Origin of the sequence: Ensifer adhaerens, assembly GCF_002007205.1 — a bacterium.
GTDB lineage: Bacteria > Pseudomonadota > Alphaproteobacteria > Rhizobiales > Rhizobiaceae > Ensifer > Ensifer adhaerens_D.
In genome coordinates, this window is sequence record NZ_LAZS01000012.1 from 105510 (window position 1) to 124816 (window position 19307).

Below are 19307 nucleotides of genomic sequence, written 5' to 3' on the forward strand. Positions count from 1 at the left end.
AACCTTGGCTTCGATTAAACTTTGGCTGCGGGTTGATGGGTCGGCATGCCGCCGGGGCTTGCCGCAAGCTTCGCCCGCGACTTCATCTTCTTGATCACGACGGGGCAGACGGTTTCGGACTGGTAGAGCACCTGGCAGTGCAGGCAGTTGATGCACTCGTTCGGATTGATCTCGCCGGTCCGGTGGATCGCCTGCACCGGACATTGGTGGGCGCAGGTCTGGCAGGGGTTGCCGCATTCATGGTAGCGCTTGAGCCAGTCGAACATGCGTATGCGCGCAGGGATCGCAAGCGCCGCACCGAGCGGGCAGAGGTAGCGGCAATAGAACCTCTCGACGAAGAGCCCGGCGACGAGAAGTGCTGTGGCATAGGCCACGAATGGCCAGGCGCGGATGAACTTCAGGATGATCGCTGTCTTGAATGGCTCGATCTCGGCCAGATGCTCTGCCTGCTCGACGCTCATCAGAGAGACCCCGAAAAGGCCGAGGAAGATCATGTATTTGATCGGCCAGAGCCGCTCGTGCAGGCCCCATGGCAATGTCCATTGCGGGATACGCAGCTTGCGTGCGATCTGGTTGGTCAGCTCCTGCAGTGCGCCGAAGGGGCAGAGCCATCCGCAATAGGCTCCTCGTCCCCAGAACAGGAGTGCCGCGGCAACGGCAAACCATAGGATGAAGGTGAGCGGATCGAGCAGGAAAGCCTGCCAGCTGAACCCGTTGACGAGACTGCCGAAGAGCGCCATCAGATTGACGACAGAAAGCTGCGCGTTGGCATACCAGCCAAGAAAGACCAGCGTTACCGTCAGGAAGATGATGCGAAAGATGTAGAACGCTCGCGCGTTCCTGACCGCATATGTCTGGAAGAAGAACACGCCCGTCAGCACGACCAACATGGCGCCGAGCACGACGATCTTCAGCTTCGAGTCGTCCCAGATGCGTTTCCACAGGTCGGACTGTGCAGTCCCCTCGTCACGATCAGCAACGGCTGCAACGTCCTTCACCGGTGGTGGCGCGACAGCACGCAGATACTTCTGCGGAAGCTGGTAACCCAGATCGAAGGTATGAAAGACTTTATCGACCGGTCCAACCTCACGTTGGGCCAGGAGCTGTATGCGGAAAGGTTTTGTCGGGTCGAAGCCGAGGCCTGCCTTAATGCGGAACAGGTCCATCTCGTTGTATTCCGGCGCACCGGCAAGCGAGATTGCGCCCAGGCGACGGTGGTCGCGATCACGAAAGCGAACGGAAACATCGTCCTGGATCAGCACGATGCGATCAAAGATGCCGCCGCGCACATAGCCTGATCCCTTGAAGGAATAGAGCCCGCGTCCGACCACGGCGATCGCTTGTTCGCCTTCGCCAAGCCAAGCCTGAAGGTTTTTCTCTTCGGCTGCCCCGAGAAAGGCCTTGCCGATGGAAGGGACCGAGACCAGTGCCGCCTGCATCTCGATGAATGTCGTTTCCGGCGCTTGCGCAATCGAGCGCTCGCGGGCGCGCTCATCGGGATGGCCGGCGAAAGCAGCATTGACCTGCGCAACGTCGAGCGACAGGCGGCGCAGCGTGCCGTCACCTTCTGCCTCGACCCAGTCGGCCGGCGCGGTAGCCGCGGGATCGATTTCGAAGCGCGGGCCGGCATTGTCCGCTTCCGGTGTCAATCCGCCAAGCCCGAGCGCGCGCGCAACCTTTAGCCCGGACCGGACGATCGAATCGTCGATGACCATGACGGTCACCGTCGCGCCCGAGATGATATCCACCTCATGGGTCGTGCCGCCGGATTTCGCTTCCGCGACGAGGTCGAGGCCGGCGTAGCCGGCGACCAGCGCCTTTACCTTGGCGTCGGGAATGCCGATGAGGACGATGGGTTCCGAATGTTTCACCAGCCGGACGCCGACGATCTTCGCATCCTTGTCCACCGCCACGAGGGTATGGATCGGCTTGCCGGAATAGCCGGTCGTTCCGACGAAATCCGAGGTCACGAAAACCCACGCCACCGTCTGGCCGCCCTTCAGCACCGGGGCCGCCGCCACATCATCACGCACAGTGCCAAAACCGTCCGCTCCTGGCACAAGATCCGAGGCTGTGGTGGCCGGCAAAAACTCTTGCAGCACCGATGCAGCGCTAGCGGATACGGCGCCGCACAGGCTGAGGCAGAGCAGAAGGACAAGACGGAAGAGTTTCATTCCAGAGCGTTTTCCCGCAAATCGTTGCCGGAGCATTGGAACGTTGGCGCGGGACATTCGTTGATCTAGCTCAAACAAGGACAGCTTCGTTGATCGCAATCTTTGCGCGGCACAACGCGTGCACGCAGTGATTTGCAGGAGGCGCTGAGGAGCGTCATGCCGTTAGCCGGCGCGAGAACGAAGCCTTCGAAGTCGGATGGGCCGGTCTATGGCATACCTCACCACGAAACCGAGCAGTGGATAGCTAGCGACGACCACGGCACCTGAGCGAGTGCGATCAATTTCAAACCATGCTCGGCTCGTGCTGGGGGATCACCGTCATGCCTGGTGAGGTCACGACGGCGCCACCTTCGAACAGTGAAAGAGTGTCCAGCGGCGAGCCCAGGGTTGCGTGTGCAAACATGTCTGAAGCTCCGCTTCCTCCGGTTGGGCAAAGCGATATCGGACAGATCTGTCGGGGCCTCACCCCACCGAACGCGCTGTTGATGGCACGGCGGCGCCATCGAATGCATCAATGCCGGAGAAACGCGGAAACAGAACGCTGTTTTCCAGATGCATATGCGTGACGAGATCATCGCAGAATTTTTGGACACCGACATAGAGCGCCGTCCAGGACCTGCAGGCCCCTTCCGGAAGCGCAAATCCATGCGTCAAATGCTCGATCACGGCGAGGCTCCGGCTTTCGCACGCATGATCGTCTCGCATGCCGGCAATCAAATGTTCGATATCCGGATCGGGTTCATGGCGCATCATCGGAAAGAGCGCGAGCTCTTCCCGCGCCATGTGGGGAAGAAGGTGATCCTTGAGGTCGACCAGGGCGTCTGCAAGGCCCAGTGGCGCAGAGCGATGCGCGCCGTGGACGTGCTCCACCTTCTGCGCAAGCGGGATCAACCATTCCAGGTCGGTGCGGTGCGTCTGGTGATAACGCTCCAGAATATGAGCGATAAGCTCGCCCGTACCGTCCGGGGCGTCGCGCCTTGCGGCAAGCTCCAGCGCCTGGAGCCGTGCAAGCAGATCAGCGGCCTCCATGCCGACATCCGCAGCCGCTTCCGCAAGCGGTACGTCGCCGCCACAGCAAAATCCGATACCGTGCTGCCTGAAGAGTTCTGCAGCACCAGGAAGCTCGCACGCAATCACTCCGACGGCGGTGTCCAGTTTGTACTCGGTCAATGTGCTCTCCTTGATGCCTGAAAGGTCATGATCGGCAATCGATTTTGAAGCGAGGCCGGTTCTGGCCCGTTGATCAGGGGAGACGCTGGGGCAGTTTTTCCGATCGTTCTTTGTCGCAACGCAACTTCAATGTGGAGAAATCGCACGTTGACGATCTGGGGACCCTCAAGGGCATAGCCGGTATTGCGGGCCGCTCCAGACGGTCACGCGATGCCTCGAGACGAACGGCAAGAAGATCGAGCAGAGATCCGCCATCCGCGCCGCCGGCCGGCATACCGGCAAAGAGTTCGGCAACCTCAATCGTGCAATCGCATAACGTTGGATCTCTCTCTTCCATCTCGATCATTACGCTGGGCCCCCGCTGTGCTCGATCGTCCCGCAGACGGACGCTCTTGGCGAAACCTGTCTGATCCTTGCTAGACGGGCGGGGGCAGGCTCTCGTTGCGCTGCCGCAAGCTTTCGACGTTTGCCTCGCCATCGCTCGGCATCACACCATGCAGCATAGAGACAATTAGCAGCGTCATTCCGTGATCTACGGACTGCCTAATCGGAAGACATCGATGGAAACATCTTGGGTGCGACGCCACTCCGCATCGACGGGCGTGACACACCGATCCACCGCGTGTTGCTTGCAATGAAAAAGCAGGACTAGGCGAAAAGCGTGATGACCGTCAGCTTCCCGCAGCCTCTCGCCCGGTCCCTTCCTTCAGCCAGTCGACGAATGCGCGCACCGGTTCGCGCCCGACGGCGCGAGGCAGCGTGACGGCGTAGTAGGCAAAGGCAGTCGGCCAGGGCAAATCCAATGCAAGAGCCAGACGACCGGCCGCGATGTCGTCGACGGCGTAGACGTCACGAACCAGCGCCAGGCCCTGCCCCGCAATCGCCGCTCGCACCAGCAAGAAGTCGTCCTCGAACGACACGCCCCTGTCGGCTCTGGGGTCGTCGGCCACACCCATTGCGCGAAACCACAATTGCCAATCGGCCCCGTCGGAGTCCTGGAGCAGCGGGTAATGCCGACTTGAACCCGTGACGATCAGCGGAACACGTCCCGTCGGCGGTTTCGGTAGGAAGTCGACGTCAGCCATCGTGCCCAGACTTGAGTAAATGGCCGGGCGTTCAGGGGCGAGCAATTGCCGGAAGTAGCCTACGGCTTCTGCAAACCGTGCGCCGCGTTCGTCCATGTCCAGGCCATAGGCCGGAAATTCGACAGGTCTGCCTCCCGATGCCACCCCATGTACGAGCCGGCCATGCCCTTCAGACACGGCAACAACGCGCCGGCAGGTGCGAAGAGGACAAACCTGTCTGCAGGAAACACCGAACAGGACATGCCTTGCGCGGTTTTGCGTTGACGGATGTTCGTCGCGGTTGCGCGAAAGGACAAATAGCGCGCACAGAGTTGTAGCCTTATATTCATAAGTAGAAATATAGTGCTTGTCCAAGTCCAGTGAAAAGAAGGACGAGAACGTGCACAATCGCAGCGTCGAACATGCCGCAGAGGGCAATTCCCGGGCCGAACTCCAAGACCTTGCGCAAAAGCTTGCGGCTCTGGCCAAACAGATCAAGACGATCGCAGCGACCCCGATCGGCGAGACGGTCTGCCTCGACGAAAATATCGAAGCGCCTCGGCAGATATCGGTCGATTAGTCCCCGCCGCAACGGAAGCTCAACACCCAAGCTCAAGTCACTGTTCTCCCTGTCAGAAGCTGACTTCAGCTTGACCGAGCCGCCGGTGCGATTGCTGTTGGCGGAAAGCTCGCTGTCGGGGTTGAGGCCAAGTGAAAGGCGTTCGGACTCGCGACGACCCCGGCGCTGACGAGCGCGCTCTTGCCGCCGGTTTCGGCTCCCGTCGCTGTGAAACTCGCACCGGGCAGGCCGCTCGAACATAGCCGGTTACTGGGACGCCGCCGAGAACGCTGTCGGCATCGACCTGCACGCCGAGCTCGCTGCGCCTGTCGAGGGCGAGTGCCCCGGCCCCACTCGCCTCGATCACCGCCGGACTGCGTGCCTGCGTCGCCTGGACCGCCGCCAGCGGCGAAAGCGTAACGCCGTTCCAGTCGAGCAACGCAGCACTCGCCTTGTTTCTGATCATGACCTGAAGGGCCGTGAATGACCGGTGCGGTTCGGCGATAGCGGCAGGACGACGCTGCGCTAACCCTGGCTCGGTACCGTCTTCCCTGCTCCGAGAGGCCAGCCGGACCTGAACGGGTTCTCGATGAAGCGATAGGTCAGATGCGAGAAGGCCAGCACGCCGACCAGGGCTACGAGCGTGACGAGCGTCCCGAAGCCTTGCTCAAGCGTCAGCATCGTCGCCCCATCCGGAGCGGTATGCGTTGGAAATTTCAGGCCGAAGCGAAGGAACTGGGTGACACCCCAGCCGACGATCGAGTGGGTCAGATACACACTGTAACTGATGGTTCCCAACCAGACGAAGGAGGGCCATTCGAGGAAACGTCGAAGCGACGCATCTTCGCGCAGGCTGGCAACGGCCACAACCGTCACTGTGAAAAGAGGCGGAAGGAGGATTTCCGCACGGCTTCCACCGAGGCCCCAAATTGCAAGAACGACGAGCACGAGGCTGCAGGCCGCCCAGGGCCCGGTTCTCTTTGCCGAAGGATCGAGCTGGAACGAAGCGGCGAAAACGCCGAGGAAGAAAGAGTATATGCAGCGGACGATGGCAAATATCGGATCAGTTTCGAGCCGCCCACCCTCGAGAGCGAGCAGGCCCGCCGCGGCCACGCCGGCGAGAAGGAGGCAGGACCGCATGCGTAGCCGCAAAACACCCAAGGTCAGCGCGAAGATCAGATAGGTCCAGAACTCGACCGAGATGGACCAGCTTGGGATGTTGAACGTGGGCTGGTTCATAACCACGCCTTGCAGCAGCAGCAGGTTGGCGAGGAACGCGATCGCCCCGGACACTTCAAAGGCCGGACTGTTGGAGACGATGCCGGTCTTCTGTTCAAACCCATATTTGAGGCATTCTATGCCGAGGAAGATCAACAGAGTGAACAGATGCAGGGGATAGAGGCGCCAGAACCGCCGGCGCTGGAAATTTGTAAGATCCCCAGGGCTCGATAGTCTGCCGGCGTAGTTGAGCGCAATCACGAAGCCGCTCAGCACGAAGAAGAAGTCCACCATGAGGTAGCTGTGTCGGATGAAAGCATTTCCGCTGAGCGGGCTGCCATAGCTGAAATGATGGAGGGCAACCGCAAGGGCTGCGAAACCCCGCAAGGATTCGAGCGCCAGGAGTTTCTGTTTCTTGGCCATCGCGGAAGACGTTCCATCCCTGGCAGCGCCGCTACCATTTCATCACGCTACGTCCGACGTTTGGATTCCTGCGTCGAAGGATGCAGGTCTCGCGAGGGCAGCTCCAGCGCAGTTTCACCCGAGAAGGCTTAATATCCGGTATAGGGGCGGATCGAGAACCGCGCCTGGCAATGGGGTTCATCGATCGATTTGCGACCGCGTTCGCCTGTGCCTGGCCCTTGCCGTGTTGCGCGCGAAGGTTGACTATTGTGCTGGAGAGCTAGTGTCCACGCGTCCGGGATTGTCCCACTCCCGCCGACCAGCTCACTCGACATTGGTTCTCCCCGATTTGTGCCTATCGTGACTAACCGGGGGAAATGCCCAAGGGTCGAAGCTGCGCATCAGTGGCGCCAGCATGTCGTCACCGATGCCCATCGCAATCGGGCTGCTTACGGCTAGGTTGCGTCGGCGGCCTCGGGCGTGACCTCCGGCATCGCCGGTAGCAGAAGCAACAACGCCACCGACAGGAAGTGAATTGCGCATACCACGAGCGCGAGGGCTGCGAGCCCGCCAGTGATGATCGGTGCGGCAACCACGGTTCCGAGCGTGGTGATCATGAAGATGAAGAAGACGATCAGCGCGGATCCGCGCGCATTGTTGGCGCCGGACGCAAGGATGCCGCGATAGAAGCCGATGGGGCCGCGCAGGCCCAGGCCGATCGCCATGGGCGTAAACAAGAGGGGCAACATGAGCGTGTTCGTATGGCCCGAAACCCATAGGCCAACAGCGCAAGCGCGCTGACGGCAGCCATGACGGTGCCGAGCAGGATGATGTTTTCGGCGCCGAAGCGTTCGGCAATCCGGGCGGTGAGATTTGCCGCGACGATGAACCCGGAAATGTTGATGACCTGCATGATTATGAAGTCGTTGAGGGAGCCCCCCATCGATGCGACGATGACCGTCGGCGCGCCGAAGACGAAGGTGAGAAGCCCGCCGAGCGTCATGGCTTGGCTCAACGCATAGCGCATGAAGACGCGATCGGTGAGCAATTGACCATAGCTGCCGCGCATGTCGGAGGACTTCTCTTCCTGCGGCAGGCCAAGCACGAGGATGAGGACCGCGGCAAGCGACGTCAGCACGCCGAGCAGCTCGAACGATGATTGCCATCCGAAATGCGAAAGCAACAGCACGCCGAAGATGGGCGCCAGCGCCGGTACCAGCGATTCCACGCTGCCAAGGAACCCGATGGCGCGGACGGCCGCCCTGTCGCTGAACAGCTGCCGGATCAGGCCCGGGCCAAAGACCGGAGCCGCGGCAGATGCCACGCCCTGGACGAACCGCAGCGCGACGAGCACGGCGATGTTGGGCGAAAAGGCGCAAGCGACCGAGGCGGCCGCGAATGCGGCAAGTGAGGACACGAGCAGCATCTTGCGCGAAAAGTGATCAGCGAGGCGTCCATAGAGAAGCAGGCCGAGACCGCCGCCGCCGACATAGGCGGCAAGCACCAGCTGCGCGGTGGCCCTGTCGGTGCCAAAGATTTCGGGCAATTGCGGAACCGCCGGCAAGACAAGGTCTGTCCCCGCCAGCGACAGGGTCGCGCACAGGATGAGAAGGGAAAACGTAATGGCACGACGCGAAGTTGTCATGGTCAGGAGTGCTCTTGGCTGGTGTGTCGAGCCCGAGGGCATGGCGTGGAGATGCCCTGCCAGCCGGGATTTCCGGTGCAGCGCCTTCGGTCAATTGGAGATCACGCCATGCTAGCAAGAGCAGGACAGCCCGGACAACGAATGAAATATTCGCGTCTCACATGAGATCGACGCTGGACACCAGGCGGCCGCCGCGTCCGTCGGAAATCCCGATCCGCTCCCACCTTATGACGCTCGGGGGGATCGGCATCTCGGGATCGTCGCTACCGCCGGTCGGGAACTGGACGGCTCCCGACCACGCCTCTTCGAACCAGCCAAGTTCCGGCAGCGCAAGCTCGCTCTCAATGATTTCCGCTGTCGCATACCGCCACAACGAGACGCCGAAGAAGGAAGAGGCGGAGATCCGCCACTGCGCTTGCCTTGCCGGCGAGGCGCTCAAAAGCGCGTGGGTATCGTCGCAGACAAGGTGGACCGGGAACGGCGCCGCTTCGATAAGACGCCGCAAGGTGCCGTCTATGCCGACATTTTCGTGCCGCTCCAGCAACGTCTCGACGCGGCTCCGGGCTTTCGCCGATGGTTCGTGCAGGCCTGCTTCCCATCGCGACAGCAGACCCTGCGATACGCCGAGATCCGCCGCCAGCGTTTCCTGCTTGATCTGCCGCAGTCTGCGAAAGCGGCGCAGCCGGCATCCGAGCGGCAGAGCGCGATATTTCAGATCGAACACCATAGCCTCCTCGCGACGATAGCCCCTGCCCGCCTTGGATAGCAGACGCGCGCCGGCCTCTGTCAACAGAGCTTGCAATCTCCGGGCAACGGGTTTTCAGCTCAAGGCCGCCCGGACGGTCACTTGCGTCTCACGTCGAGACCCAGGGCCTCGGCGATGATGATGGTCTGGTCGATGGTGATGATCGCGTCCTTGAGGCGGACGTTTTCGGGATCGATGGCAGTGAGGTCGCTGCCCCTCAGATCGCAGGCGGTGAAGTCCGCCCCATGCAGCCAGGCGCCGGAAAGATCGACGTCTCGCAACGAGCCGCCCTTGCAGGAGGCGCCGGTCAGATCCGCTTCCCGCAGACGTGTCTCCTTGAAGGATGCGCGGCCGAGAGCAGCACCTGGCAAGCCGGTAAAGGACCAGTCGCCGCCCGTCACCTGCATCTGGTCGAACTCGCAAGCGTCGAACATGCTGCCGACGAACTTGCACTCGGTGAAGCGGCTGTCGAAGAACTTTGAGGAAACGAACGTGCAATTCACGAAGGCGCTCGCCTGGTGCGACGAGGCGTTGAACCGGGCCCGCCGGAAGGTGCACTCGTGAAAGACCACCCCGATGGTCTGCGCGTCGGTCAGGTCGAGATCGACGAACAGCGTATTGTCGTGCCGCTCGCGCTCGATCTGCCGGCCGTACCAGTCGGCGCCAGCAATCGTCGTGTCGGTCTTCGGCGGCGCTTCGCCATATCGTCGCTCAGCCATCGCTATCCATCTGCAGCGTCCGGAACGAAACGCCTTCTGTTGTCTCCGGGGTTCAGCATTTCCATCTTCGCGATGATTGGCAATGCAAAAAAGGACGGGAGCCATCCTCCCGTGGCTGGCCCTCTTCCCGACCCATCAACCGCGCTATTCGACCAGCCGCACGCCGCCTCCCCCGCCGAAGCCGTTGGGAACGAAATCTTCGCCGCCTGCCGCGGGTTTCTTGAAGAACGCCGTTCCGGACACGTAGAGGTTCAGAACCTTGGCGATCAGTGCCGTAAACTTCGATTCCGAGTTGAGGCTTCCGCTGACGTTCCAGTCGATCACCGCATAGGGCAGGTAGATCGCACCATTGTAGAAGCTTCCCGCTGATGTGTTGATGCGAAACTGGACACTGCTGTCCTTCGCCTTGCGACCCTGGAACATGAGGATGCCGGCATGGGGGCCGGTGGTGGGGGCCGATACCTGCAGGATGGCCGCCCCGTTCAGCATCAGCGGCGACTGTGCGTCCTCGAAATAGAACATTACGTTCTTGCCGCTCACCTTGGCCGAAGTGTTCAAGGTCAAGGCGCCGCCGCGAAACGCATAGATTCCGGGTTTCAGTGTTAGCTCGTCCGTGGCGTTCACGGTCAGCCCGCCGCAATAGACGCCCGGCTCGAGGGATGTCTTGCCCTGGCTGTTTATCGTCTTCAGGCTGTTGGAGGTACAGGCTGCGTTTCGCGCCACAGGTTCGGCCATGGCGGCCAGAGGATCGGGAACAACGGGAGACCCGTCGACGGGCGGCGGCGAAATCACTCGACCGGAAAGCTTCGACTGGCCGTTGACGGCAATCTGCGGTGCGAAAAACTTGCCCTGGTTCTCGGCATAGAATGCACGCTGCGCATGGGACGAGTTCACCTGGAAGCCACATTCGCTGGTGACCGAGTTCGAGTTGATGATCTTCAGCGCGTCGGCCCTGCTCGGATCAAGGATCAGGATACAGGCGGAGCTGCCGGCCCCCCTGGCGGCCTTCGCCAGGACCGAAATCGGAACCGTCCTGAACCCGAACATATGCATGATGGCGGTTTCGTAATCCTCGTCGACAGCGACCGCTACCGTATCACGGTCGACGGTGACCCGATGGTTCCAACCGGGCGGCTCTTTCGGGGCTTTCGGGTCATTTCTGCCAAGATGCGCGCCAAGAAACCCCACGGCTATCTTCTGTTCCGCTCCGACGCCTGCCGCCGCCCCCGCCAAGGCCGCGGCATCGGCGGCGCCTTGCATCACGGCCTTGCGGTTGAGCGCGGCTGCAAAATCGATCGCAACGCCAATGGCGGCGATAAGGGGGATGGCGACAAGCGCTGCCAACAGGCCGAAGTTGCCGGATCTGCATTTCAGCAGGGCCGCGGCGCAACATTTGATCGGTGGCAGGTTCAGTATGTTCATGGCAGTTTCTTTACAACTAGGTGGAGAGTAACTGCCTCTTCCCCCAGGGGGCCTTGCCAACCCTTTAATTTCGAACCGAGTTAACGGTATGCAGTCTCTTGAGCCTCCCGCAGATCCTGACGGAGGAGGCGAACCGAGGCCTTTTTGGCGAATTTTGCGCTCTTGGCGCTTCTCGCGCAGCCATAAACGGCCGACTGCCGCCCCCCTCGATACGGCGCGATACGGCTGCCGCCAACACGCGGAAGCCTGCCTGTTTTCACTCACAGGTTGTTCGTCACGGTGTGAACGCGAAACACTAACCCGTTTGCGCTTTTGCCTAATCCTTGACTGGGCCGTGCGCTGTGAGACGCTTGAGACTTCATGGTTGTAGTGCGTAAGGGGCGGACGATGAAATTTTCCAAGGCGAAGAGGAAACATCCCGGTAAAGCATTCAAAATGAGCGGGGCCGACAGAAGCGCCTATGACGGGTTCGTCGGGGCGGCGCGCGCAGCACCCGGCTTCTCCTATCGGGGGCGATGGACCAGCGAAGGGTGCCCCGGCACCTTCGAAACGTGGCTCGCAAACAAGGGCGTCATGCCCAAACAATTCAGTTCCTGAACCACGATCCGCCGGCGTCAGCGATGACGCCGGCAGCACGGCTCGAAACGGTCTGCCCGCCGAAGCGATTTCGCCTTGGCTCGGGCTTTCAAACCCTGACCGCATGCGCAAAAGGGCTGACTTGCCACGGGCGCTGGCGCGGAGATGTTGGCATCCTTGACGGCAGGGAAGGCGCCAAGCCGTTTGACGCGGTCATTTTTGCCGGGCCGATCGTCCGATCGATATCACGTTCCCCGGTCAGACCTTCCCGGTTTCAATCGCACGTGCCCATGCCGCGGCTTGCCGAGCCGAAGCCGCCAGGACCGGCTTGGGTGCCTTGCACCATTCGTCCTCAGGAATCTCGCGTTTCTCGCGGACGAAGGCGATTGCGCTCTCCAATGTCGGGAACTGGTCAGGCAGCGTCAGGTGCAGGAACAGCGACACGACGACAACCGAGCGCGAGCGGCCGCCGCGACAGTTGACGAGCACGCCGCCGCGCTCGCGCCTGGGATAAGACGGTTTCTCCGGCAGAATCTGCTCCAGCGCAGCGCGCAGGATGTAATGCGCGGCCAGCATCTGCGTGTCCGGATTGCCTTCTCCGTCGATGAGGCCGATCTTGTAGTAGCGGATTTCGCCCGGCCCATGAACGCTGTTGCGGTGATCCGAGACGAGCTTTGGCTGGTCGACGAAATTGAAATCAAGATTGACCGCGCAATTGACGACCGTGGTGATCCCCTTGCTGCGCAGGAGTTCGAGATCGCTCGCCCCTTCCTTTCCGGCAATGAAGATGTCGACGCCATAAGTCGGGTGGCTGGCATAGACGAGGCTGAGCCGCGGCAACTCGCTACTGGCCTTGCCGGAGACGGGTGGGTTGCCGAGACTGTCGGGCATGCTTTCCTCATGTGCGTTCATGGCGCCGGCGCCTGGGCAATGCGGCCAGCCGAGATTGCGGCGGCGACACGGTTCAAGGTTGGATAGTCGCCGCCGCGGCCATAGGCCAGATAGCCGGGGCACAGATAATCGGCGGCGCCTTCCGGAACCTTGCCAAGCGACAACGGCTGGTAGCGGCCACCCGCGTTCTTCAGGATGAGGGTGGCTGCCGCCACGTCCCAGGCATTGACGCCGAAGCCGGCGGCGGCATCGACGAAACCTGCCGCAACATGGGCAATGCTCAAGGCGGCGCTGCCGGGGCGGCGTACCGTCGAGAAGGTCTCGACCAGATCGCCGAAGCGGGCAAGAGCGACAACCCGGCCGTCGAGGCGAAAGTCCCGCGAAACGGGATAGCCGGTGATCAGGGTCGCGCGGGCCTCGTCGGCCACCGCCCTGGAGGCAATGACCTCGCCGTTCAGATAGGAGCGCGCGATGTCAGCCGAAAAAAGCAGATCTGCCACCGGGTCGTATACAACCCCGGCCATGACGGCCCCATCTTCGACCGCAGCGATCGATATGCACCAGAAGGCGAGCCCGCGGGCGAAGTTCGCGGTTCCGTCGATCGGATCGACATACCATTGGATCTCGCCGTCGCCGACCTGACCGCCCTCCTCGCCAAGCATGGCCGAATTCGGTTCGTGCGTGAAGATGTAGTCGCGGATGAGTGCCTCGGCTTGCCGGTCGTGGATGGTCACGACGTCATGGAGATCGCGCTTGTAGTCGACGGCAACTTCCAAGCGGAAGGCGGCAAACAAGGGTGCACCTGCCGCGCGGGCGGCGCCCTCGGCGACTTTCATCAGCCGGCGCGAGCGGTCGAGCGCGCTGTCCCTGTCTGGATGATCTCGGCTCGCAGCCGTATTGGCATCGGTCATGCTCACGTCCTGTTGATGCTGGAACGGCCGGCGCGGCCAGTCCTCGTCATGTCGCGCCGGCCGGGGTTTACTTGCTGTAGTTCACGCGCCAGAAATCCTGCCACTCCTCGCGCCGGTCGAAATCCTCAAGACCGGTGGCGGCGTTGTAGGGGAACAGGCGGTCCGCCACTTCCATGATCCCCGACGGCTCGTCCGCCGGCATCTTGATGTCGGTGTTGGTCGGAAGCTTGCCGTCCTTCATCTGGGGCCCGATGCCCTCCTCCGTCAGCACGTAGTGGATGAAGAGTTTTGCTGAATTCGGGCTTGCCGACTTCGAGGCGATGAGACCGAGCTTGGTGTAGGTCCAGCCGACCCAAGGGGTAAGCTCGGTGCACAGACCGAGCTTGTAGCCCTTGCCTTCGTTGTCGCGGAACTTGGCCGAGCTCAAGAGCCCGAAGAACGGTTCCTTCTGGCCAGCCGCGCCGACCGCCTCGGCGACGGGATCGTCGCCGTCGGTCACGAGCGGCCCGTTTTGTGCCAGAGCCTTGATCCAGGCTGCCGCCGCACTCTTCTCAGCGGTTTCAAGATCCTTGCCGAAGTGGGTCTTGTAGGCCTCGGCCACCTTGGCATCGGCGTGTTTTTCCAACTGATTGAACCAGTCGGTGTAGGTGCTCTTGGTCAGGGGATCGACGAGCGCGATCTTGCCTTTCCATTTCGCTTCCGTCAGTTCCCAGATGTTTGTCACCGGGCACTTGTCGTAGGCCTCGGTGTTATAGGCCCAGACGTTGGCGTTGGTCGAAATCGCCAGGGGTTCCTGGAAGGCGGCCGGTATCTTCTCCTTCATATCGCCAGGCAGGTAGCTTTCGACGAAGCCCTGCGGCAGGAGCTGCGCGAGTGCCGCGGGCGCGTCGGTGATCAGGGCGACGTCCCCCTGGACGTTGCCGGCCTGCGCCTCCCGGATGATCATCTCCAGTTGGCTGTTGGCTGAGACTTTGACGCCCGTCGCCTTGACTCCGTATTTGGTGGTGAAGGCCTCCGCCATTTCGACGATCTTGCCGGTGCTGTCGTAGACGTTGATCGGCTTTTCTTTCTTTGCCGCTTCCACCAGCGCATCGAGATCAAACGTCTCTTCAGCGCGCGCTTCGATGGCTGTTGCGGCCGCAAGGGCGGCGAACGCCGCCCCGATGACCGTAAACCTGTTCTTACCTTTGCTCATGGTTTCCCCTCCCAAGGAGACCGTTTCACAACGTTCGATTACTTCTGGTAGTTGATCCGCCAGAGATCCTGCCAGGTCTCACGTGCATCCCAGTCTTCAAGGCTGGTCGACATCTGATAGGGCAGGACCTGATCGAGCACGGCACCGATGCCCGACGGTTCGTCGGCCGGCAGCGAGACATCGCTGTTGGTCGAGATCTTCCCGTCCTCGGCCTGCGGCGCGATGCCCTCGGCCGTCATCACGTAGTGGATGAAAAGCTTCGAGGCGTTGGGACTGTTGGTGCCCTTGGTGATCAGGCCAACGCCCGGATACATCCAGCCGAGCCAGGGCTTCAAATCCTTGCACAGGCCAAGCTTCATGCCCTTTTCCGCATTGTCGCGGAACTTCGCGGAACTCATCAATCCCATGAACGGCTGCGATTGTCCCGGTGCGCCGACCGCGTCGGCCGCAGCCGCATCGGCGTCGGTCAGGAGCGGCGCGTTGGCGGCGAGCGCCTTTACCCAGGCTGCCGTCGCGCTGCCGTCGTCGGTTTCCAGCGCCTTGCCGTAGAGCTCCTTGTAGGCGGCCGACACCTTGTCGTCGCCGTGTTTGGCCATCTGGTTGAACCAGTCGACATAGGACGGCTTGCCGAGCGGGTCCTGCATCGCGACCTTGCCCTTCCACTCCGGTCCGGTCAGCTGCCAGATGTTGGTGACCGGGCACTTGTCGAAGAGTTCGGTGTTGTAGGCCCAGACATTGGCGCTGGTGACCACCGTCAGCGGATCCTGATACTCCGCCGGAATCTTGGCGGCGAGGTCCGGCGGCAGCCAGCTCTCGGCAAAACCCTGTGGAATGAGCTGCGCCATGGCGGCCGGTGCATCGCTGATGATCGAGACGTCGCCCTGGATGTTGTTGGCGCGGGCCTCGCGAATGATCATTTCGAGCTGGGCGGTCGCCTTGACCTTGGAGCCCTCGGCCGCGACGCCGTACTTTTCGGCAAAGGCCTTGGCCATTTCGACGATCTTGCCAGTGCTGTCATAGACCGTGATCGGCGGCTCCTTGCGCGCTGCCTCGATCAGCGCGTTCAGGTCGAACGCATCCTCGGCCACCGCCGGTCCGGCGATCGCCATGATGGCCGTCGCCAGCAAGGCGCGCCTGATTGCACGTTGCCTCCTGTCAGTCTTCCGAAAATGCATCGTCTGTTCCTCCCTCAGAGCGTGTTTCGTATGTCTTCGGCGACGAAGCGCCTCAGTTCAGCGTGTTCTTGCGCAAAAGTGCGTCCGCCTCGGTGAGGCGCTGGCCGCCCTTGTCGAAGACGTGAAGCGCCTCGGGCGGCGCGAAGAACGAAACTTTGGAGCCGGTCTCGACGCGCGGCAGGGCGTTGGTCGTCAAGAACAGCGTGTCGCTGTCGTTCCTGAGTTCCAGGATCCAGCTGCCGCCGGTCGGCAGCACACCCGTCACGGTCATTTCGCCGGAAAAGCCACCCGCCGGCACGTCCTCACACTTGACCGAGTAACCGATTGCCTCCGGTCGGATGCCGACCGAGCCGATGCCGCGCAGCGACGGATGGCGCGCGCCGAGATAGGCTTCGGCGGCGAGTGAAAGCTGTGAGGCTGCCGACGAGCCAAAGGTCAGGATGTTGATCGGCGGGCTGCCGACGAATTCCGCAACGAAGCGATTGGCGGGGCGATCATAGATGTCGTTGGGCGTGCCCATCTGCTGCAGCGTGCCCTCGTTCATGACGGCAATCGTGGTTGCCAGCGTCATCGCCTCCCATTGATCATGGGTCACGAAGACGATCGTCGTTTTGAACTCCTTGTGGATGCGCTTCAGTTCGGCGCGCATTTCCAGCCGCAGCCGCGCGTCGAGGTTCGACAGCGGCTCGTCGAGCAGAAGCACACCCGGATTGACAGCCAGCATGCGGGCGAGCGCCACGCGCTGCTGCTGGCCGCCGGAGAGCTGCGACGGATAACGGTCGCGATACTTGGCGATGTCGAGGGCCTGCATCACCTTTTCGACCCGTGCCTCGCGCTCGGCCTTCGGCAGCTTGCGCAGCCTGAGGCCGAAATCGGTGTTGCGCTCGATCGTCAGGTGCGGCCAGAGCGCGTAGCTCTGGAAGACGAGGCCCATTTCGCGCTTTTCCGGTGGGATGAACACGCCAGACCGCACCGAATCCACCAGCCGCTCGCCGATGCGGATTTCGCCATCCGACAGGTTTTCGAGCCCGGCGATCATGCGCAGCGTCGTGGTCTTGCCGCAGCCGGAGGGACCGAGAAGACACATGAACTCGCCGTCGCGGATTTCGAGATCGAGGTTGGAAACAGCATTGGCGGAATTGACGCCGTAGTTCTTCTGGGCGCCGCTGAGATTGATGGATGGCATCAGCTTCCGAGTCCTTCTGCGAGATTGGTCTTGGTCAGCTTCTGGGCTGCCAGGGTTCCAAGGTAGGCGATGGCCGCGATGATCAGCACGACGGCGTTGGCTGCCTGTGTGTAGTGGTAATCGACGAGCCGGAGCGAATAGGTGGTCAGAACGTCGGTGCTCGGCACGGCGAGGATGACGAACAGGCTCAAGCCCTTGATCCCCGAAATGAAGGGCAAGAGTACACCGGTGACGAGCGACCCCTTCTGGATGGGAATGACGATCAGGAACATCCGGCGGAACCAGCCGGCGCCGGAGATCTGAGCTGCCTCTTCCGGATCCTTGCCGAGCTGGGTCATGGCGGAGATGCCGGCGCGCGAGGCATAGGGCATCTGATCGGCAATCAGCGCCAGGACGAGGATGGTGACGGTGCCGTAAAGGGCGGGCATCGGGCCGCGCGGCACGGCGAAAAGCGAGAGATAGGCGGCGGCAAAGGCGATGCCCGGCACCAGATAGGGCAGGAAGGTGACCTGCCGCAGATAGACCGACAGCGCCTTGACCGGTGTGCGGATGACCACGTAGCCGACGAGCAATCCGAGAATGCCCGAGGTTAGAGACGCGAGACCGACGATCATGAGGGTGTTTTTCGCGGCCGCCCAGAGATCAGGGCTTAAAAGCACGCCGGTCTGCAGCGCCACCGTGTGCAGGTCACGGCCGATCCAGTAGTCCAGCGTGAAGTTGTCGAGCGTGAACTGGGCCGGCAGCTTCATGATGGTGGACAGGAACAGGGTCAGAAGCGGCAGGCCGACGCTCAAGAGGAAGATGAGTGCGGCGAAGCCGGTCGCCGGCAGGCGATATTTGCCAAGCCGGCTCTGGCGGTTCATCGAGCCCTTGGAGCCGACGGTGACGAAGCGGCGGGCTTCGCGCACCAGCCGCGCGTCGATCATCAGGGTGATGATGCCGATCAGCATGATCGAGGCCGCAACCACGCCGGCAACGCCGGTCTGGCGGGATGCGATGCTGCGAAAGAGCGAGGTGGAAAGCACTTCGAACTTGACCGGCAGGCCGAGCACGTAGGGCACGCCAAACTCGCCGAGGCACTTGGCGAAGATCAACACCATGGAAGACAGCAGCGCCGGCCGCATCAGCGGCAGGATGATCTGCAGCGCCACCTGGTAGCGCTTGGCGCCAAGGATGCGGGCGGAATCTTCGAGCTGGGAATCGAAGCGGCGCAGCGCGGAGCCGAACAGCAGAATGACGAAGGGCGTGTAGTGTAGCGCCAAGATGATGATGATCGGGAAGCGCCCATAGGCGACCCAGTCCGGCGGCGTCAGCCCCATGGCCTCGAACCAGCCCGGCTGTCCGCCGACCGTCCTGTTCTTGAAGAGCGTCGTCCAGGCAAGCGCGAAGGTCCAGGCGGGCAGCATGTAGGGTACGATGAGCGCGGTCGCGAACCATCGCCGTCCGAACATGTCTGTCCGGCTGATCAGCCACGCCAGAACCGTGCCTATGACCAGCGACAGGCTGATCGCTCCGAGCGCGACCGACAACGTGTTGAGAAGCGGCCGCCAGAAAAGGTCGACCGAGACCGGCGACAGAAAGGCACGATCGAGGTAGTAGAGCGTGAGCTCGCCGAAATCCTTGCCGAGCCGCCTCTCGTGACCGAATTGCACCCGCACGGAATCGAGCACGATCGAGATGATCGGCACGACGATGAGATAGGTAAAGAGAAGCGCCGTCAGCACGCCGATCAGCGTCGTCGGCTCCCGGGACGCCACCTTCGCTCGATAACGCCACCGCTGCCATGCCGTCGGCGTCGTTGCCACATCCGGCAATGTCGCCGCCTTGGCTGTTTCACTCAATAAGGCCATGCTCTTCCCCTTGGACCTCAACATGCGCAGCCTGCCGCGGCGATCGATGCCGGACGGACTTTCAGGTGTCGACGGGGAAACAGAGCTCACGCGCGACGGCATGACGCTGCGATACGCAAGAAGCCGCATTTCGACGCGAAATGTCGCGGCTATAGGGTACTCGATCCTCCCCGTTCGCGGGACAGGCAAAAGCACCTGCCCAACGTCGGCGCCAGCTCCTCAACCGCGCCGCCATCACCACGAACATAGACAGAACAAACATTCCAATTTGGCGCCGTCTATGGAACATATGATCCAATGGCAGGGGGCTGTTGTCAACAAAAAAATGCACACGTGCTCAATGCTTTAAGCTGTTGTTTTTTATATACATTTATTGACTCCATGGCGGCATGTTTCGAACACGTG

The 19307-nt window shown here is 61.8% G+C and carries 17 protein-coding genes; 2 read left to right on the forward strand and 15 right to left on the reverse strand.

Annotation, left to right across the window (positions count from 1 at the left end):
* Positions 1-14: 14 nt before the first annotated feature.
* From XB14_RS25395 to XB14_RS25405, 3 genes are all read right to left on the reverse strand, one after another.
* Complete coding sequence (locus XB14_RS25395) at positions 15-2174, reverse strand: NosR/NirI family protein (protein ID WP_077965653.1); 2160 nt, start codon at positions 2172-2174, stop codon at positions 15-17.
* Positions 2175-2636: 462 nt separating this feature from the next.
* A complete protein-coding gene (locus tag XB14_RS25400) occupies positions 2637-3344 on the reverse strand; it encodes a DUF542 domain-containing protein (RefSeq protein WP_077965654.1) in 708 nt (235 codons plus the stop codon).
* Between the two features lie 671 nt (positions 3345-4015).
* Positions 4016-4606: an LLM class flavin-dependent oxidoreductase gene (locus XB14_RS25405; protein WP_268802322.1), complete on the reverse strand. Its 591-nt coding sequence runs from the start codon at positions 4604-4606 to the stop codon at positions 4016-4018.
* 169 nt (positions 4607-4775) lie between these two features.
* Here XB14_RS25405 and XB14_RS32845 point away from each other — a divergent pair, with 169 nt between their 5' ends.
* On the forward strand, positions 4776-4988 hold the full coding sequence (locus XB14_RS32845; RefSeq protein ID WP_234804144.1) for a hypothetical protein: 213 nt from the start codon (positions 4776-4778) through the stop codon (positions 4986-4988).
* Positions 4989-5492: 504 nt separating this feature from the next.
* On the opposite strand, the gene XB14_RS25410 is transcribed toward XB14_RS32845, so the two are convergent.
* The 6 genes from XB14_RS25410 to XB14_RS25435 form a co-directional block, all read right to left on the reverse strand.
* Positions 5493-6608 carry an acyltransferase family protein gene (locus XB14_RS25410; protein WP_077965655.1) on the reverse strand — a complete coding sequence of 372 codons (1116 nt, stop codon included), beginning with the start codon at positions 6606-6608 and terminating at the stop codon, positions 5493-5495.
* Between the two features lie 434 nt (positions 6609-7042).
* Positions 7043-7312 (reverse strand): hypothetical protein, encoded by a 270-nt coding sequence (locus tag XB14_RS25415; protein ID WP_077965666.1) that lies wholly within the window; start codon positions 7310-7312, stop codon positions 7043-7045.
* On the reverse strand, positions 7222-8232 hold the full coding sequence (locus tag XB14_RS25420; RefSeq protein WP_179119667.1) for an MFS transporter: 1011 nt from the start codon (positions 8230-8232) through the stop codon (positions 7222-7224). The genes XB14_RS25415 and XB14_RS25420 overlap by 91 nt, the downstream gene beginning before the upstream one ends.
* Positions 8233-8389: 157 nt before the next feature.
* Positions 8390-8956 (reverse strand): helix-turn-helix domain-containing protein, encoded by a 567-nt coding sequence (locus tag XB14_RS25425; protein ID WP_179119668.1) that lies wholly within the window; start codon positions 8954-8956, stop codon positions 8390-8392.
* A 119-nt stretch (positions 8957-9075) separates the two neighbouring features.
* A complete protein-coding gene (locus XB14_RS25430; RefSeq protein ID WP_077965678.1) occupies positions 9076-9696 on the reverse strand; it encodes a pentapeptide repeat-containing protein in 621 nt (206 codons plus the stop codon).
* Between the two features lie 144 nt (positions 9697-9840).
* Positions 9841-11382: a TadE/TadG family type IV pilus assembly protein gene (locus XB14_RS25435; protein WP_179119669.1), complete on the reverse strand. Its 1542-nt coding sequence runs from the start codon at positions 11380-11382 to the stop codon at positions 9841-9843.
* A 123-nt stretch (positions 11383-11505) separates the two neighbouring features.
* Between XB14_RS25435 and XB14_RS33365 the strand changes: the two genes are divergently transcribed.
* Complete coding sequence (locus XB14_RS33365) at positions 11506-11715, forward strand: hypothetical protein (protein WP_179119670.1); 210 nt, start codon at positions 11506-11508, stop codon at positions 11713-11715.
* A gap of 237 nt (positions 11716-11952) precedes the next feature.
* Here XB14_RS33365 and XB14_RS25440 read toward each other — a convergent pair whose 3' ends face one another.
* The 6 genes from XB14_RS25440 to XB14_RS25465 form a co-directional block, all read right to left on the reverse strand.
* The gene (locus XB14_RS25440; protein WP_077965685.1) at positions 11953-12585 is read right to left on the reverse strand and encodes a dual specificity protein phosphatase family protein; all 633 of its coding nucleotides are present in this window, start codon (positions 12583-12585) and stop codon (positions 11953-11955) included.
* Between the two features lie 17 nt (positions 12586-12602).
* Complete coding sequence (locus XB14_RS25445; protein ID WP_077965686.1) at positions 12603-13496, reverse strand: inositol monophosphatase family protein; 894 nt, start codon at positions 13494-13496, stop codon at positions 12603-12605.
* A gap of 67 nt (positions 13497-13563) precedes the next feature.
* On the reverse strand, positions 13564-14691 hold the full coding sequence (locus XB14_RS25450) for an ABC transporter substrate-binding protein (RefSeq protein ID WP_077965688.1): 1128 nt from the start codon (positions 14689-14691) through the stop codon (positions 13564-13566).
* 38 nt (positions 14692-14729) lie between these two features.
* The gene (locus tag XB14_RS25455; RefSeq protein WP_077965689.1) at positions 14730-15866 is read right to left on the reverse strand and encodes an ABC transporter substrate-binding protein; all 1137 of its coding nucleotides are present in this window, start codon (positions 15864-15866) and stop codon (positions 14730-14732) included.
* A gap of 52 nt (positions 15867-15918) precedes the next feature.
* Complete coding sequence (locus XB14_RS25460) at positions 15919-17052, reverse strand: ABC transporter ATP-binding protein (RefSeq protein WP_077965695.1); 1134 nt, start codon at positions 17050-17052, stop codon at positions 15919-15921.
* The gene (locus tag XB14_RS25465; protein WP_077965696.1) at positions 17052-18902 is read right to left on the reverse strand and encodes an ABC transporter permease; all 1851 of its coding nucleotides are present in this window, start codon (positions 18900-18902) and stop codon (positions 17052-17054) included. Before XB14_RS25465 ends, XB14_RS25460 begins: the two co-directional genes overlap by 1 nt.
* Positions 18903-19307: the final 405 nt, after the last annotated feature.